The organism is Rhodococcus oxybenzonivorans, assembly GCF_003130705.1.
Lineage (GTDB): Bacteria > Actinomycetota > Actinomycetes > Mycobacteriales > Mycobacteriaceae > Rhodococcus_F > Rhodococcus_F oxybenzonivorans.
Window position 1 is genome coordinate 699,277 of sequence record NZ_CP021354.1, and the last position, 15,624, is coordinate 714,900.

Below are 15,624 nucleotides of genomic sequence, written 5' to 3' on the forward strand. Positions count from 1 at the left end.
CTTCATGGTGAGTTGACCATCGCGCAACCAGTCGTGTCACGCGGCTTGCCGATGACCTCCTGATTCGTGGTCGTCGGGTTTCCGACGAGGACGCCCTTCTCGAACTTCGCGTCGGCGCGGGCGAGGGCGACGAGGTGGGGTGCGTTCACGGCACGTCATCCGGATGGGTGGGCTCATGAGTGTGAACGCCTTCGCGATACCGGCCGCGCGGGTGCCGGGTCCCTTGGTGACTCAGTGCCGGAGCCGCACGGTGGTGAAGGTCGACTCGATCGGGTGGTGTGCAGGTGGATCAGTGCTCGGCCGGTAGTCATAGAAGAGAAGGCGAGCAGCACCTCGAGGTCGTAGGTGACCTTTGCGGTCGCCTTGGGACACTTGGAGGCGTAGTCGGCGGCGAACGTCTTCGCCGCGGCCCGGGCGTGCTCCTTTTCTTTGGCGTTCCAGATCTCGGCTAGTGCAGCCTTCGCGCCAGGCTGGGCGGACCTGGGCAGCGCGTTGAGCACGTTGGCGATCTTGTGGAACCAACACCGCTGCTCGCGGGGGTCGGGGAGCACCTGCCGCAGGGCAACCCAGAGCCCGAGACGACGCCGATGCGAGCATCGGGGCCTGCAACCTGCGACGCATGCACGAGCGGAGCAGGTCGAGCCAGGACTCCGAAATTCGCGGTGTCCGTCGTCGAAGGCGACCAGTTTCTTGGTGCCGTCAGCCCGCACTCGACGATGACCAGCAGGCACGCCTGTCCTGCTCGAGTCGGATCTCGGGTGGATCCCGTCGACCCCCACATGTAGACGAAGTCGGTGTCCGTCAGCGAGCGCATGTTGAACGCCTTAGCCTCCTCCTGCCAGTGCTTGGTCGTCCGGGTGATGGTGGCCGCAACAGGCCGCTGCTGCTGCCAAGGAACTGCCCCAATGCCGGGCCGAAGTCCGAGGACGACAAGCCATGCAGGTACAGCAGCGGCATCACCGCGGCGACCTCGGTCTGCAGTGCCGCCGCGAGCATCTATCTCGCTCGGGAGGTGCGCCCGCTTCAGGTCACCCGCCGAGGGTGATCCACAGGTTTTGATTATTGCTCGGTGGTGATCGAGCGGTGCTCACCCTGGGAAGGCGCGGATCGCGAGCCGATCGCCAGAAGAGTCTTACTGGTGCCGGGAGGTCCGAAGACCACGTTGCCTTTTGCGGTCACGAAGTCGAGGGTTCCCGGTGCGTGAAGGTGTCCCGCTCGAGGCTGCGGGCGTAATCGAAGTCGAAGTCCAATTCCTTCAACGGGATGCGGGCGGTGCATCGCGCCGCCCGCATCCGCGATGCACCGTCGTGGCTTCCATGGCCGGGACCTCCCGCTGCAGGCATACGACCAGGAATACTTCGTGGGTCCAGTTCTCGGACGGGCCCGCTCGATCAATCGGCCGGCAGCGCCACGCAAGGTCGGCTCTTTCAGAGCGCGGGTGAGGAGCCTCAACCCCGCTGTCAGGTCCCGATCCGACGTTCTGGTATCGCGGTCAGTAAGCCACCGCTCCGTCGTCGTCGCGTTCCATCTCGGTGGTCCGGTCCGGTCGGTAGACCAATGCGATGCGGTCCCGGCCTAGTGCCGCAGTGGCTTCCACATGATCAGGGTTGCAGGTGTTTGTGGTGTCGCCGTTGGAGTCGAGGCGGATGTAGTGATCGCGGCCAACCGGGTCAACTGCTTTCCGCGGTGGCTGGGGGACCGTGGGCAGGGCGAGCATCGAAGCCCTGGTCGGCGTTCGATTCATTGCCGCGGAAACCCTGCCTGGGTCGGTTCGCGTTTTGCGTGTGCCGACACCACCGGCTCGCGCCTTCGCCATCCCGCACCAGCACCCTGGGTACCGTACCGAGGCTCTTAATCACACTGCCACCAGCCCGCGAACGGGTTCTCGGCGCCGCGGGTATGTGCCAGCACCCCGATAGCCACAGGCCACCGTCCGGACCGGTAGCTTCGTCGGCGTCCGCGCCCTCCTTGGTTGCACGTGCCTCGGGACTCACCCGTCTCGTGTATCGCGCCGGCGCTCTGGAGGCGACGGCGTTTCCTCCGAGAGTAACCAATCAAACTATCGGGCAACAGTTCTCGGCGACTTCATGTCCTGAGATCGAAAAGTCTCTTTGTCTACGGTCGTTGAGGTGGCGCGGTTCAAACGCTCCTGCCGACTCCTCGTCGTCACCACCGGTTGGCCGTGCGTGCCGAGAAGTCTCCTCGGAAGGCCGAGAACGCCCAGAAGTTTATGACGCGAAGACGTCTGCGCTCATGACTGGTTCCTCCAGGTCGGCGCCGACCAACGGCACGGTCACCTGCACGGCCGGGGTGTCGGAATCGGCGCAATCATCGGCGGCTTGGGCCGAGTTACCAGCGGCCGCAACGCTGGAGGCGCTGGCTCCTCCGGAAGGCGGGAACTAAGGTCTGCTTCGCCGCATTGGTAGGTTGGCGTGCCTCCTCGCCCCTGGTCCTTTGCCGCGGTCACAGGGTGCGTTATCTCAGTCGCCACGCTGAGAGCAGACGCCGACATGCGGGCAGCGTGACTGCAGCGAGGGTCTGCCCGCGCTACTTCGCTAGGCGTCAGACCCTGTCGCGCTCAATGAGCCGGCATTCCGGCGATTGGTGATTCCCGTACTCACCTCAGGAGTGCGGACTCCATGCTTGTCCACACCTCACTGGATTCGGTTGGGTGTATCGAAGGGCGCTCGGTCATCTTCGGCGGCCTCCTTCTGACTGCCGCCGAAGATGAAGACTGAGCCCCCGCGTTGCATTCACGTCTACCCGCTCGCGTGGGCTGGGCCGCCCCGAGGCCGAAGAGCTGTAGCGGTGTCGATCGCTCTCGGCTCGTTGTTGAGGGTGACCATGTCGTCCGATCAGTCCCGCTCCACCGGCGGGCTGGATGGTTGCCTTGGCCGGCTCGACCAGCTTCGGCCAGAGTACGGATGAAACTGGCGAGTTCGGGTTCCGCATCGGGGCCGAGAGCTCTCAGAAGGTCATAATCCGCGTGCGACCTGGCGATTTGGAATGTACGCCCCTGTCGCGTAACTTATTCGAAGTCAGAGCGACACGGACACCGACTCCGCCCGCAGGGGCTGGGACACGAGGTTGTACGGAGTGCCTGGCGAAAATTTCGAAGTCGGCCATCGTGTATGGTTGTGCTTCTTCCCCGGATTGTTTTCATGGAGTACTGGTTTGCGCTGGTGCGTCCGGGGAGATAGGGTGGAACGGTTGCCCCGGAGCGGCTAGCGAGTGTTGCTGGTGGTGATGGTGTGTGCGTGTTCTTTGAGAACTCAACAGTGTGTCGATGAATGTCAGTGCCAAATTGTTTTGGTACTCCGCATCACGGATGATCAACTGGGCCTTTTGGTTTGGTTGTGAGTGGTGTGGGTATTTGCTGGCTCTTCTCCTTCTTCCGTCGGAGGGGGGTCAGTGTTTGATTGAGCTAGTTTGAGTTTTTGATCGCTAGTGATTTGACTCGATGTCTATGACTGATTGGGGTTCGCCTCTTTCTAGAGTCTTCAACGGAGAGTTTGATCCTGGCTCAGGACGAACGCTGGCGGCGTGCTTAACACATGCAAGTCGAGCGGTAAGGCCCTTCGGGGTACACGAGCGGCGAACGGGTGAGTAACACGTGGGTGATCTGCCCTGCACTTCGGGATAAGCCCGGGAAACTGGGTCTAATACCGGATACGACCTTCGGCTGCATGGCTGGGGTGGAAAGGTTTACTGGTGCAGGATGGGCCCGCGGCCTATCAGCTTGTTGGTGGGGTAATGGCCTACCAAGGCGACGACGGGTAGCCGACCTGAGAGGGTGACCGGCCACACTGGGACTGAGACACGGCCCAGACTCCTACGGGAGGCAGCAGTGGGGAATATTGCACAATGGGCGAAAGCCTGATGCAGCGACGCCGCGTGAGGGATGAAGGCCTTCGGGTTGTAAACCTCTTTCAGCAGGGACGAAGCGGAAGTGACGGTACCTGCAGAAGAAGCACCGGCTAACTACGTGCCAGCAGCCGCGGTAATACGTAGGGTGCAAGCGTTGTCCGGAATTACTGGGCGTAAAGAGTTCGTAGGCGGTTTGTCGCGTCGTTTGTGAAAACTCACAGCTCAACTGTGAGCTTGCAGGCGATACGGGCAGACTTGAGTACTGCAGGGGAGACTGGAATTCCTGGTGTAGCGGTGAAATGCGCAGATATCAGGAGGAACACCGGTGGCGAAGGCGGGTCTCTGGGCAGTAACTGACGCTGAGGAACGAAAGCGTGGGTAGCGAACAGGATTAGATACCCTGGTAGTCCACGCCGTAAACGGTGGGCGCTAGGTGTGGGTTCCTTCCACGGAATCTGTGCCGTAGCTAACGCATTAAGCGCCCCGCCTGGGGAGTACGGCCGCAAGGCTAAAACTCAAAGGAATTGACGGGGCCCGCACAAGCGGCGGAGCATGTGGATTAATTCGATGCAACGCGAAGAACCTTACCTGGGTTTGACATATACCGGAAAGCCGTAGAGATACGGCCCCCCTTGTGGTCGGTATACAGGTGGTGCATGGCTGTCGTCAGCTCGTGTCGTGAGATGTTGGGTTAAGTCCCGCAACGAGCGCAACCCTTGTCTTATGTTGCCAGCACGTAATGGTGGGGACTCGTAAGAGACTGCCGGGGTCAACTCGGAGGAAGGTGGGGACGACGTCAAGTCATCATGCCCCTTATGTCCAGGGCTTCACACATGCTACAATGGCCAGTACAGAGGGCTGCGAGACCGTGAGGTGGAGCGAATCCCTTAAAGCTGGTCTCAGTTCGGATCGGGGTCTGCAACTCGACCCCGTGAAGTCGGAGTCGCTAGTAATCGCAGATCAGCAACGCTGCGGTGAATACGTTCCCGGGCCTTGTACACACCGCCCGTCACGTCATGAAAGTCGGTAACACCCGAAGCCGGTGGCCTAACCCCTTGTGGGAGGGAGCCGTCGAAGGTGGGATCGGCGATTGGGACGAAGTCGTAACAAGGTAGCCGTACCGGAAGGTGCGGCTGGATCACCTCCTTTCTAAGGAGCATCTCCAGTCATGTACCGCTGAACAGTCAGTGGATGATGGTCTGGCAGAGGCCATTTCGGATGCGTATGTTATCCGGTGGTTGCTCATGGGTGGATCGCTGACAAGTATTGGTTCTCAACTGCCGGCCTGTGTGCTGGTGGGAGGGCGAATTATATCGACATACTGTTGGGTCCTGAGGGAACACGTGAGTGTTTTTTCTTTCAGGAAAGTGACGATCCGGTTCGGATGTCAGGCAGACCGCATCACTTTTGGTGGTGGGCATGGTGCTGGCGGGAGTTCGAGGCGGGTGTGTTGTTTGAGAACTGCACAGTGGACGCGAGCATCTTTGTTGTAAGTAATGAAGAGCGTACGGTGGATGCCTTGGCACCAGGAGCCGATGAAGGACGTAGGAGGCTGCGATAAGCCTCGGGGAGCTGTCAACCGAGCTGAGATCCGAGGATGTCCGAATGGGGAAACCCAGCACGAGTGATGTCGTGTTACCCGCATCTGAATATATAGGGTGTGTGGAGGGAACGTGGGGAAGTGAAACATCTCAGTACCCACAGGAAGAGAAAACAATAGTGATTCCGTGAGTAGTGGCGAGCGAAAGCGGAAGAGGCTAAACCATGGATGTGTGATAGCCGGCAGGCGTTGCATTCGTGGGGTTGTGGGGTTCATCTTGTCAATGCTGCCGTGTTGGCCGACAGTAAGAAATCATGGTGTTAGTGGAAGTGGTCTGGAACGGCCTGTCGTAGAGGGTGAGAATCCCGTACACGAAAACATTGTGACTGTCGTGATGGAAACCCAAGTAGCACCGGGCCCGTGAAATCTGGTGTGAATCTGTCGGGACCACCCGATAAGCCTGAATACTCCCTGGTGACCGATAGCGGACTAGTACCGTGAGGGAAAGGTGAAAAGTACCCCGGGAGGGAGTGAAATAGTACCTGAAACCGTGCGCTTACAATCCGTCAAAGCCTTCGAGTGACTTGTCGCTGGGGTGATGGCGTGCCTTTTGAAGAATGAGCCTGCGAGTTAGTGGCATGTCGCGAGGTTAACCCGTGTGGGGTAGCCGTAGCGAAAGCGAGTCCGAATAGGGCGTTTATAGTGGCATGTTCTAGACCCGAAGCGGAGTGATCTACCCATGGCCAGGTTGAAGCGACGGTAAGACGTCGTGGAGGACCGAACCCACTTAGGTTGAAAACTGAGGGATGAGTTGTGGGTAGGGGTGAAAGGCCAATCAAACTCCGTGATAGCTGGTTCTCCCCGAAATGCATTTAGGTGCAGCGTCGCGTGTTTCTCATCGGAGGTAGAGCTACTGGATGGTCTAGGGGCCCACAAGCTTACCGAAATCAGCCAAACTCCGAATGCCGGTGAGTGAGAGCGCGGCAGTGAGACTGCGGGCGATAAGGTTCGTAGTCGAGAGGGAAACAGCCCAGATCGCCAGCTAAGGTCCCTAAGCGTGTACTAAGTGGAAAAGGATGTGGGGTCGCGAAGACAACCAGGAGGTTGGCTTAGAAGCAGCCACCCTTGAAAGAGTGCGTAATAGCTCACTGGTCAAGTGATCCTGCGCCGACAATGTAGCGGGGCTCAAGTACACCACCGAAGCTGCGGCATTCACACAATGCACCCCCATTTTCCTGCGGAGGGTGGGCAGTGGTGTGGATGGGTAGGGGAGCGTCGTGTGGCCATGGAAGCGGCGGGGTGACCCAGCCGTGGAGGCCACACGAGTGAGAATGCAGGCATGAGTAGCGAAAGACGAGTGAGAAACTCGTCCGCCGAATGACCAAGGGTTCCTGGGCCAGGTTAATCCGCCCAGGGTGAGTCGGGACCTAAGACGAGGCCGACAGGCGTAGCCGATGGACAACGGGTTGATATTCCCGTACCCGTGTGAACGCGCCCCTGGTGAATCAGTGATACTAACCACCCTGAAACCGCTTGTGAACCTTCGGGTTCGTAGGTGGCGGATGCGTGGGACCTGATCTGGTAGTAGCCAAGCGATGGGGTGACGCAGGAAGGTAGCTGAGCCAGTCAGTGGTAATACTGGTGTAAGCCTGTAGGGAGTGACCTAGGCAAATCCGGGTCACACATATCCTGAGAGGTGACGCATAGCCGAATGAGGCGAATTCAGTGATCCTATGCTGCCGAGAAAAGCCTCTAGCGAGCTTTCACACGGCCCGTACCCCAAACCGACACAGGTGGTCAGGTAGAGAATACTAAGGCGATCGAGATAACTATGGTTAAGGAACTCGGCAAAATGCCCCCGTAACTTCGGGAGAAGGGGGGCCTCGTCTGGTGATCACTCTTGCAGTGTGAGCTGGGTGGGCCGCAGAGACCAGTGAGAAGCGACTGTTTACTAAAAACACAGGTCCGTGCGAAGTCGTAAGACGATGTATACGGACTGACGCCTGCCCGGTGCTGGAAGGTTAAGAGGACCGGTTAGCCATTTCGGTGGCGAAGCTGAGAATTTAAGCCCCAGTAAACGGCGGTGGTAACTATAACCATCCTAAGGTAGCGAAATTCCTTGTCGGGTAAGTTCCGACCTGCACGAATGGCGTAACGACTTCTCAGCTGTCTCAACCATAGACTCGGCGAAATTGCATTACGAGTAAAGATGCTCGTTACGCGCGGCAGGACGAAAAGACCCCGGACCTTCACTACAGCTTGGTATTGGTGTTCGGTTCGGTTTGTGTAGGATAGGTGGGAGACTGTGAAGCGCTCACGCCAGTGAGTGTGGAGTCGTTGTTGAAATACCACTCTGATCGTATTGGACCTCTAACCTCGGACCATGATCTGGTTCAGGGACAGTGCCTGGTGGGTAGTTTAACTGGGGCGGTTGCCTCCCAAAATGTAACGGAGGCGCCCAAAGGTTCCCTCAGCCTGGTTGGCAATCAGGTGTCGAGTGCAAGTGCACAAGGGAGCTTGACTGTGAGACTGACAAGTCGAGCAGGGACGAAAGTCGGGACTAGTGATCCGGCACCGGCAAGTGGAAGCGGTGTCGCTCAACGGATAAAAGGTACCCCGGGGATAACAGGCTGATCTTCCCCAAGAGTCCATATCGACGGGATGGTTTGGCACCTCGATGTCGGCTCGTCGCATCCTGGGGCTGGAGTAGGTCCCAAGGGTTGGGCTGTTCGCCCATTAAAGCGGCACGCGAGCTGGGTTTAGAACGTCGTGAGACAGTTCGGTCTCTATCCGCCGCGCGCGTTAGAAACTTGAGGAAGGCTGTCCCTAGTACGAGAGGACCGGGACGGACGAACCTCTGGTGTGCCAGTTGTTCCACCAGGAGCACCGCTGGTTAGCTACGTTCGGAAGGGATAACCGCTGAAAGCATCTAAGCGGGAAGCCTGTTCCAAGATGAGGTTTCTCACCCCCTCGAGGGGGTAAGGCCCCCGGCAGACCACCGGGTTGATAGGCCAGAACTGGAAGCCCAGTAATGGGTGTAGGTGACTGGTACTAATAGGCCGAGGACTTACCACAAAGAAGCTACGCGTCCACTGTGCAGTATCTGAAACAACACACAGATACCCCCTTTTTTTCCTTTCACTGAACCCCCTGGACAGTTCCGCACCCACCCGGGTGCGTGGCCACGGCGGGGAACCGGAAAAAGGAAAGATGGGTGTGTGACAGTTTCATAGAGTTACGGCGGCCATAGCGGAGGGGAAACGCCCGGCCCCATTCCGAACCCGGAAGCTAAGCCCTCCAGCGCCGATGGTACTGCACTCGACAGGGTGTGGGAGAGTAGGACACCGCCGAACATCCGTTACCGGAAGCCCCCCAACACCTGTTGGGGGGCTTCCGGCATTCCACAACAGTTCCTTTCGCCGACGTTGATCGCGCCGCGGAAAATTCCGTCGTTTAGCACGCAATGACTCGTTCGCCTGCGTAACGTGACCCGGGCAGATCCAGTCGGATCGTGCCACGTGGTGCGCCCGGCCGGATCACCCCAGGCAACGAAGGGAATCTGTGGTGAGCAGCACCAACTCGAAACGACGTCCTACGGTCCGCGCCGCTGTCGCAATGGCGGGACTCGTCGTAGCAGCGGGCTCGGTCGCAGGGTGCACGAAGACCGACTCGAGCAGCGGCGAATCACTACTGGAACAGCTCCGTTCCGAGGGAACGGTGACCGTGGGATTCGCCGGCGAGGCCCCGTACAGCTTCGAGGAGGACGGGAAGCTGACCGGCGCCACCGTGGCCCTGCACCGGGAGATTTTCAAGAACCTCGGAATAGACAATGTCGAAGGCGTCAGCACCGACTTCGGAGCCCTCATTCCAGGACTGCAGGCGCGCCGATTCGACGTTGTCAGTGCTGGAATGTCCATCCTTCCGCAGCGCTGCGAACAAGCAGCGTTCAGCGAGCCCGAGTTCAACTACACGACAGCGCTGATGGTGCCCAAGGGTAATCCGGCGAAGCTCACCGACATGCAGTCGGTCAAAGACAGCGGCGTCCGGATGGCCGCCATGACCGGCGCAATCGAGTCGGACTACGCACAGGACCTCGGCATCGAGGCCACACAGGTGGCGTCCCCGCAGGATGGCATGGATGCCATTGCCAATGGCCGCGCCGACGTCTTCGCACTGACGGGAATCTCGCTGAACTGGCTGGCGCAGAACAACCCGCAAGTGCCTGTGGAGGTGACTGATTCCTTTGTCGCAGAAATCAACGGGGTCCCCCAGGTAGGCGCCGGCGGCACCGTCTTCCGTAAGGAGGACACCGAGCTGAGGGACGCCTACAACGCCGAACTGGCAAAGATCACGGCGGACAAGGACAAGTACCTCTCTATCGTCGGTCCCTTCGGATTCACCGAGGCAGAGCTTCCCGATCCGCAACTGACCACGGCGAAGCTGTGCGAAGGGGAGAGCTGAGTCGGACGGGACTCTGTTGTGAAGGAGGATTTCGATGCCCTCTTCGATGCCTGGCCGGGCATTCAAGAGGGAATCATCATCACCCTCGAACTCACTGCGGGAGGTGCTCTTCTTGCTTTCGTGCTTGCAGTGGTGCTCGGGTTGGCGGCTCGTTCACACCAGGTAATCGTCAGGGGTTCTGCGCGGGTTTTCATCGAGTTCTTCCGCGGCACATCACTGCTGGTGCAGTTGTTCTGGCTTTTCTACGTGGTCCCGCTGTTCGGATATCTCATCGACCCCGTACTGTGCGGGATACTCGCCCTCGGACTCAACTACGGCGCCTACGGAGCGGAAGTTGTGCGGGGGGCGATCAATTCGGTACCGCAGTCGCAATGGGAAGCTGCCACGGCGTTGGATTTCACGCACTGGCAGAGGCTTCGCCGGGTGGTGTTTCCACAGGCCTGGGCCGAGATGATCCCTCCCCTCACGAATCTTCTGATCCAACTGCTCAAGGGCACTGCTCTGGCTAGTTACATCCTTCTGCAGGACCTGACGTTCGAGATAGATCAGCTTCGGCGTACGACGGGCAACACGCTCTTCGCGTTCGGGGTCGGGCTCGTCATCTACTTCGTCATCGGTTACGTGCTGACGCTGTTGATGAATGCGCTCGAAGTGCGGGCGAAGAACAGGCTGGGTACCGGTCCCTCCTTGCGGGAGATCTTCTCGCTCGCGCCCTCGGACCCGCGCGGACTGGAGGCTGCTGAAAAATGAGTGTCCAGTGGAGTTGGGATCGCGCGTTCGAGGCGCTACCCGTGTTGCTCGAGGGATTCAAGATCACCCTCGTCGCAACCGTATTGGGCTTCCTTATATCCGTGGTGCTCGGGCTGGTCATCGCGCTGATCCGGCAGGCCGCTCCGCGCTGGATCGCAATGCCGGTGCGGGCGGTGAGCGAATTCATCCGTCTCACACCCCTCGTCGTGCAGCTGCTGTTCGTCTATTACACGTTTACGGCACTGTCACCCTTGCAGATCGGGGTAGTGGTCCTCGGCATCCACTACTCGACCTACATGGCGGAGGTGTATCGGGCAGGGATCGAGGCGGTACCCGTCGGCCAGTGGGAGGCAGCGAGAGCACTGTCCATTGCGCCGGCCCGCACGTGGCGGGCGATCATCCTGCCGCAGGCAATCCGCCGGGTAGTTCCGGCTCTCGGGAACTATGCCGTGTCGATGTTCAAGGACACCCCTTTGCTGTTTGCGATCACGGTGATCGAAATGGTGACGGCGGCCCAGCAATTCGGGGCCCGGCATTTTCAGTACCTCGAGCCGTTGACCCTCGCCGGTGTGATCTTCCTGATCGCCAGTTACCCGACCTCCCTGCTCATACGGCGATTGGAGAAGCGTCTTGCCGGATAAAGCGAACTCAGGCACCCCGATGATCAGGTTCGACGACGTCGTGAAGCGGTTCGGCGACCACGTCGTGCTCGATCACCTCGACTTCCAGGTGGAGCGTGGCGACCGGGTCACGTTGATCGGCCCGAGCGGTTCGGGTAAGACGACGATTCTGCGATTGCTCATGACCCTCGAAAAGGTGAATGACGGCATCATCTGGGTCGACGGGGCGCGCCTCACCCACGAGGAGCGGGGAGGCAAACTCGTCCCGGCGTCGGAGAAGTACGTTCGTCGCATACGGCGCCGGATCGGGATGGTTTTTCAGCAATTCAACCTGTTCCCCAACATGAACGTGATCGAGAACATTACCGAGGCGCCCATCCACGTCCTCGGGCTCGACAAGGCGGCGGCAGTAAAGCGCGCCCGTCAACTGCTCGACACAGTAGGGCTGTCGGACAAGGAGACTGCGCATCCGACGCAGCTGTCCGGTGGCCAACAGCAGCGAGTTGCGATCGCCCGAGCGCTGGCGATGGATCCCGACATCCTGCTGCTCGACGAGGTGACGTCGGCCCTCGATCCGGAGTTGGTGGCGGACGTCCTGGACGTGCTGAGGAACGTGGCCCTCACCACGGACATCACGATGCTCATCGTCACACATGAGATGCAATTCGCACGCGACGTATCAAACCGGGTGATGATGTTCGACGCCGGCCGAATCGTGGAAGAGGGGGATCCCGTAACCATGTTCTCCGCACCGAAACACGAGCGAACCAAGACGTTCCTCAAGGCTGTGCTGGCCGACTGAGCCGGGGGCCGATGCCCCGCTCGGGCAGCGAGGGCGTATAAATACATCTTGTGTCTATGTTGTATTCGGCAGCGGAGCAGGTATACCGCGAGGTGAAGGAGCTCATCCTGTCGGGTGGGCTGCCCGGTGGTGAGCTGATCAGCGAAGGCGAGATCGCGGAGCGCATGGGTCTCAGTCGCACACCCGTCCGCGAGGCCTTTCTTCGTCTCGAGGCCGAGGGGTGGATGCGGTTGTATCCGAAGCGGGGCGCTCTCGTCGTCGCGGTGGCCGAGGGGGAAGCCGAGCACATCGTCGACGCGCGACAGCTCGTCGAGACACACGCCGTTCGGATCCTGGCGGAGCGGCCGCACGCACGTGAGGTGCTCGTCGCTCGGCTGCGCGCCAATCTCGAGGAACAGCGGCAGATCGCCGCAAGAGGCGATGTGGCCGCCTTCAGTGCGTCGGATGCCGACTTTCATCGCCTGATCGTCGATGCCGCGGAGAATCCACTGCTCGCGACGTTCTACTCGAGCCTCCGGGAGCGGCAGCGCCGGATGACCGCCCACTCGATCACCCGCGACCCCGGGCAACTGCCGAGGATTCTCGCGGAACACGAGCAGCTGACCGATCTGGTGAACGACGGTGACGCGGACGGGTTCGAGGCAGCGGTGCTCGCCCACATGCGTCGAGTTCACGCTCTGAATCCGAGGGGAGTGGCTCGATGACCTCCGTGCGCGAGTCGCAAGCGGCCCTGCCCGACACCGTGGTGTCCACGCGGGCGTGGTTGCAGGTCGCCGCGACGATGTTCGCGGTCGCGTGGGGAGGCAACGAATTCACGCCGCTCCTGGGCATGTACCGCGCCGACCACGGTTTCTCGCCGGTGACCGTCGACCTCTTCTTGTTCGCCTACGTTCTCGGGATCGTTCCCGCCCTCCTCCTGGGCGGGCCCCTGTCCGACCGGCTCGGCAGGCGTCCGATTCTGTTGCCCGCCCCGGTGCTGACGGTGGCAGGTTCGGTACTCCTCGCACTCGGCGCGGACTCCGCGGCCATGCTGATCGCAGGCCGAATCCTGTGCGGCGTCGCGCTCGGGCTCGGAATGGCAGTGGGGGGAAGCTGGGTGAAGGAGCTGTCGACCGCGCCGTGGGATCCCACCGCGACGGAAGGAGCCGGTGCCAGACGGGCCGCGATGAGCCTCACCGGTGGGTTCGGTCTGGGCGCCGGGGTCGCCGGCGTCCTTGCGCAATGGGCACCACTGCCCAGTGTCCTGTCGTACCTCGTCCACAGCGGAATTGCGATCGCCGCGGCCATCGCATTGTTGCGTGCACCGGAAACCCGTGCAGCTCAACCGCTCTCCGACCGGGTGTCGCTCGCTCGGGATCTGGCGATTCCCTCGGCGGCACACCGGCGTTTCCTTCTCGTCATCGCACCCCTCGCCCCCTGGGTATTCGGGACTGCGGCCGCCGCGTATGCGGTACTTCCGGCGCTCATGTCCCAGCATGGCGGTGGGGTGCCCCTCGCGTTCTCGGCACTGATGTGCATGGTGGGCTTAGGGTCCGGCTTCGCGATCCAGGCGCTGGGCCGCAAGATCGATACGCCTCGCAATACGCGAGCAGTCGTCGTTGCCCTCGTCTTCGTCATGGCTGGGATGGGGATGGCAGCGGCCGCGTCTTCCGCGTTGACCGTTCCGCTCGCACTCGTCGCTGCGGTGGTGTTGGGTTGCGGATACGGCATGGCCTTGGTATCTGGGCTGCAGGAAATTCAGCGCATTGCCGGACCGGACGATCTGGCCGGCCTGACCGCGGTGTTCTACTCGCTCACCTATCTGGGCTTCGCGATGCCTGCGGCAATGGCATTTCTCACCGAGAACTTCGCCGCGGTGACCTACCCGCGAATGTTCACTTTCGGCGCCATCGCGGCCGCGGGATGTCTCCTCCTCGCCGTCGTCCACTGGCGCTCGCATCTGCCGTCTGCCCGCGAAAGCTCGTAACAGCGTGCGCCACCGAATCGGTCGGTGGGGCGCACGCGGAAGGGCACAGTTTGGTTTCGGTTCGACGCATCGGAGAACTCAACTCTTAACCTGAGCCTCAGCCGTATACATTTGCCACATTCCGCTCGGCTGGGGTCCACGGTAGGGAGCAACGTGCAGAAATCTGATGGCGTCGAGGCGGAGTCATGCGTGCGGCCACCCATGGGACGGCGAAGACTGCCGCGACGGGGATGGATCGTGACGACGCTGTCGCTGCTCGCTTTGATGATGGTGCCCGCGTCCCCGGTTGCGGCGAACCCCGTCGTGGAGCCTGTTGCCGCAGACCCCAGCGTGGTCCGTGCGGCCGACGGTATGTACTACATGTACACCACCGCGGACGACTGGGGCGACGGCCAGGGCATGCACAACATGTCGATGTTCAAGTCCTTCGATCTCATGGACTGGATGTATGTGGGCGACGTGTTCCCGGACCTGCCCGAGTGGCATCCGGAGGGAAAACTTGCCTGGGCCCCGCACGTCCTGGAATCGGGCGGCGGATACAGCCTCTACTACTCGCTCTACGACGAGTCGAATCCGTGTATCGGACTCGCGACGGCTCCGGGCCCGACCGGGCCGTGGACCGATCTGGGTCGCCCGGTGTTCTGTGCGCAGGACGTGGGCATCGAGGGCACGATCGACCCCTTCGTGTGGGACGACGGAACATCGAAGACGATGGTCGTCGGCAACTTCCGCGGCATCTACGCAATTCCGCTGGACGGGGACGGTGCGGCGCCGGTGGGCGAACCGGTGCAGATCGCGGACGACCGGTTCGAAGGCCCCTTCATCACTTTCCGCAACGGCTACTACCACCTGTTTCTGTCCGCCGGGAACTGCTGCAACGGCGGGGACACCGCGTACCGCGTGGTGGTCGGCAGGTCCAGATCGCTGACCGGGCCCTACCTCGACCGCAAGGGGCAAGACCTCAACGAGGGGGGCGGCGCGCTCATCCTCGCGGGCAGCGACCCGTGGGCCGGACCCGGACACAACACCGTGGTGACGGACGACGCCGGGAACGATTGGATCGTCTACCACGCCATTCCGCGCGACGACGTCACACTGCCCAGTGGAGCTCAGCGCCGCGAAGGCATGATCGACCGGATCGTCTGGGCCGACGACTGGCCCGACGTCGGTGACGGCTCGCCTTCCTCGACGCGACCCCAGCTACCCGACACCGACCTTCCGGTGCGGGTGTCGCTGACCGCGGACGACTCGACGACCCTGCCCGAGAACGGGGGAACCATCGCGGCGACGATGGTGGTGGCGGCACCCGAGGATCAGCCCTATGCGGGGCAGGTATGGGCAAGCGTGACGCCGCCGGACGGCGGGATCAGTGATCCGATCTTCGGGCCGATCGACGTCGACCTGGCTCCCGGGGAGGTATACGAAGAGCCGATCAGTTACGCCGTGTCGGCAGACGCCCCGAACGGAACCTATGACGTGTACGCCTTTGCAGGCACCTTCGACACCGAAACGGTCGAATTCGGGGCGCTCAACGGGGTGAAGTCCGGCCCGCAGATGACGGACGTCGCCAAGCGCGTCTCCGCCGTCGTGTGGCGAGACGGTGCGTGATCGTCGGCGT

At 61.2% G+C, this 15,624-nt stretch carries 8 protein-coding genes, 3 rRNA genes and 2 pseudogenes; 10 read left to right on the forward strand and 3 right to left on the reverse strand.

All coding sequences use genetic code 11. The features are described from left to right. Window positions 1–2 precede the first annotated feature (2 nt). From CBI38_RS40520 to CBI38_RS03480, 3 genes and pseudogenes are all read right to left on the reverse strand, one after another. Window positions 3–960 (reverse strand): annotated as a pseudogene (locus tag CBI38_RS40520) (IS256 family transposase); the annotation flags it as partial. A gap of 213 nt (window positions 961–1,173) precedes the next feature. After that, window positions 1,174–1,464 (reverse strand): annotated as a pseudogene (locus CBI38_RS38800) (P-loop NTPase family protein); the annotation flags it as partial. A gap of 28 nt (window positions 1,465–1,492) precedes the next feature. After that, complete coding sequence (locus CBI38_RS03480) at window positions 1,493–1,744, reverse strand: hypothetical protein (RefSeq protein ID WP_162603178.1); 252 nt, start codon at window positions 1,742–1,744, stop codon at window positions 1,493–1,495. A 1,756-nt stretch (window positions 1,745–3,500) separates the two neighbouring features. On the opposite strand from CBI38_RS03480, the gene CBI38_RS03485 reads away from it, so the two are divergent. From CBI38_RS03485 to CBI38_RS03530, 10 genes are all read left to right on the forward strand, one after another. After that, a 16S ribosomal RNA gene (locus CBI38_RS03485) occupies window positions 3,501–5,016 on the forward strand. A gap of 338 nt (window positions 5,017–5,354) precedes the next feature. Beyond that, window positions 5,355–8,482: ribosomal RNA gene (locus CBI38_RS03490) — 23S ribosomal RNA — on the forward strand. Between the two features lie 161 nt (window positions 8,483–8,643). Then, window positions 8,644–8,760 (forward strand): 5S ribosomal RNA (gene rrf, locus CBI38_RS03495). Together the 16S, 23S and 5S rRNA genes form the textbook arrangement of a ribosomal RNA operon. Before the next feature lie 262 nt (window positions 8,761–9,022). Further along, window positions 9,023–9,868, forward strand: a complete 846-nt coding sequence (gene ehuB, locus CBI38_RS03500; RefSeq protein ID WP_109326397.1) for an ectoine/hydroxyectoine ABC transporter substrate-binding protein EhuB — start codon at window positions 9,023–9,025, stop codon at window positions 9,866–9,868. A gap of 18 nt (window positions 9,869–9,886) precedes the next feature. Further along, window positions 9,887–10,618 carry an ectoine/hydroxyectoine ABC transporter permease subunit EhuC gene (gene ehuC, locus CBI38_RS03505; RefSeq protein ID WP_109326398.1) on the forward strand — a complete coding sequence of 244 codons (732 nt, stop codon included), beginning with the start codon at window positions 9,887–9,889 and terminating at the stop codon, window positions 10,616–10,618. Beyond that, a complete protein-coding gene (gene ehuD / locus CBI38_RS03510) occupies window positions 10,615–11,259 on the forward strand; it encodes an ectoine/hydroxyectoine ABC transporter permease subunit EhuD (RefSeq protein ID WP_109326399.1) in 645 nt (214 codons plus the stop codon). Before ehuC ends, ehuD begins: the two co-directional genes overlap by 4 nt. A gap of 19 nt (window positions 11,260–11,278) precedes the next feature. Beyond that, entirely contained in the window at window positions 11,279–12,040 is a 762-nt protein-coding gene (ehuA, locus tag CBI38_RS03515) for an ectoine/hydroxyectoine ABC transporter ATP-binding protein EhuA (protein WP_109326400.1), read from the forward strand. A gap of 56 nt (window positions 12,041–12,096) precedes the next feature. Next, window positions 12,097–12,744, forward strand: a complete 648-nt coding sequence (locus CBI38_RS03520; RefSeq protein WP_109326401.1) for a GntR family transcriptional regulator — start codon at window positions 12,097–12,099, stop codon at window positions 12,742–12,744. After that, window positions 12,741–14,006: an MFS transporter gene (locus CBI38_RS03525; RefSeq protein ID WP_109326402.1), complete on the forward strand. Its 1,266-nt coding sequence runs from the start codon at window positions 12,741–12,743 to the stop codon at window positions 14,004–14,006. Before CBI38_RS03520 ends, CBI38_RS03525 begins: the two co-directional genes overlap by 4 nt. Before the next feature lie 201 nt (window positions 14,007–14,207). Further along, window positions 14,208–15,614, forward strand: a complete 1,407-nt coding sequence (locus CBI38_RS03530) for a family 43 glycosylhydrolase (protein WP_109326403.1) — start codon at window positions 14,208–14,210, stop codon at window positions 15,612–15,614. Window positions 15,615–15,624: the final 10 nt, after the last annotated feature.

Excerpts from the sequence above, each read along its gene's own strand:
- CBI38_RS03520 (WP_109326401.1), top strand. The coding sequence starts at position 12,097 with ATGTTGTATTCGGCAGCGGAGCAGGTATACCGCGAGGTGAAGGAGCTC.
- CBI38_RS03525 (WP_109326402.1), top strand. The coding sequence starts at position 12,741 with ATGACCTCCGTGCGCGAGTCGCAAGCGGCCCTGCCCGACACCGTGGTG.
- ehuD (WP_109326399.1), top strand. The coding sequence starts at position 10,615 with ATGAGTGTCCAGTGGAGTTGGGATCGCGCGTTCGAGGCGCTACCCGTG.
- ehuA (WP_109326400.1), top strand. The coding sequence starts at position 11,279 with ATGATCAGGTTCGACGACGTCGTGAAGCGGTTCGGCGACCACGTCGTG.
- CBI38_RS03480 (WP_162603178.1), bottom strand. The coding sequence starts at position 1,744 with ATGAATCGAACGCCGACCAGGGCTTCGATGCTCGCCCTGCCCACGGTC.
- ehuB (WP_109326397.1), top strand. The coding sequence starts at position 9,023 with ATGGCGGGACTCGTCGTAGCAGCGGGCTCGGTCGCAGGGTGCACGAAG.
- CBI38_RS03530 (WP_109326403.1), top strand. The coding sequence starts at position 14,208 with ATGGGACGGCGAAGACTGCCGCGACGGGGATGGATCGTGACGACGCTG.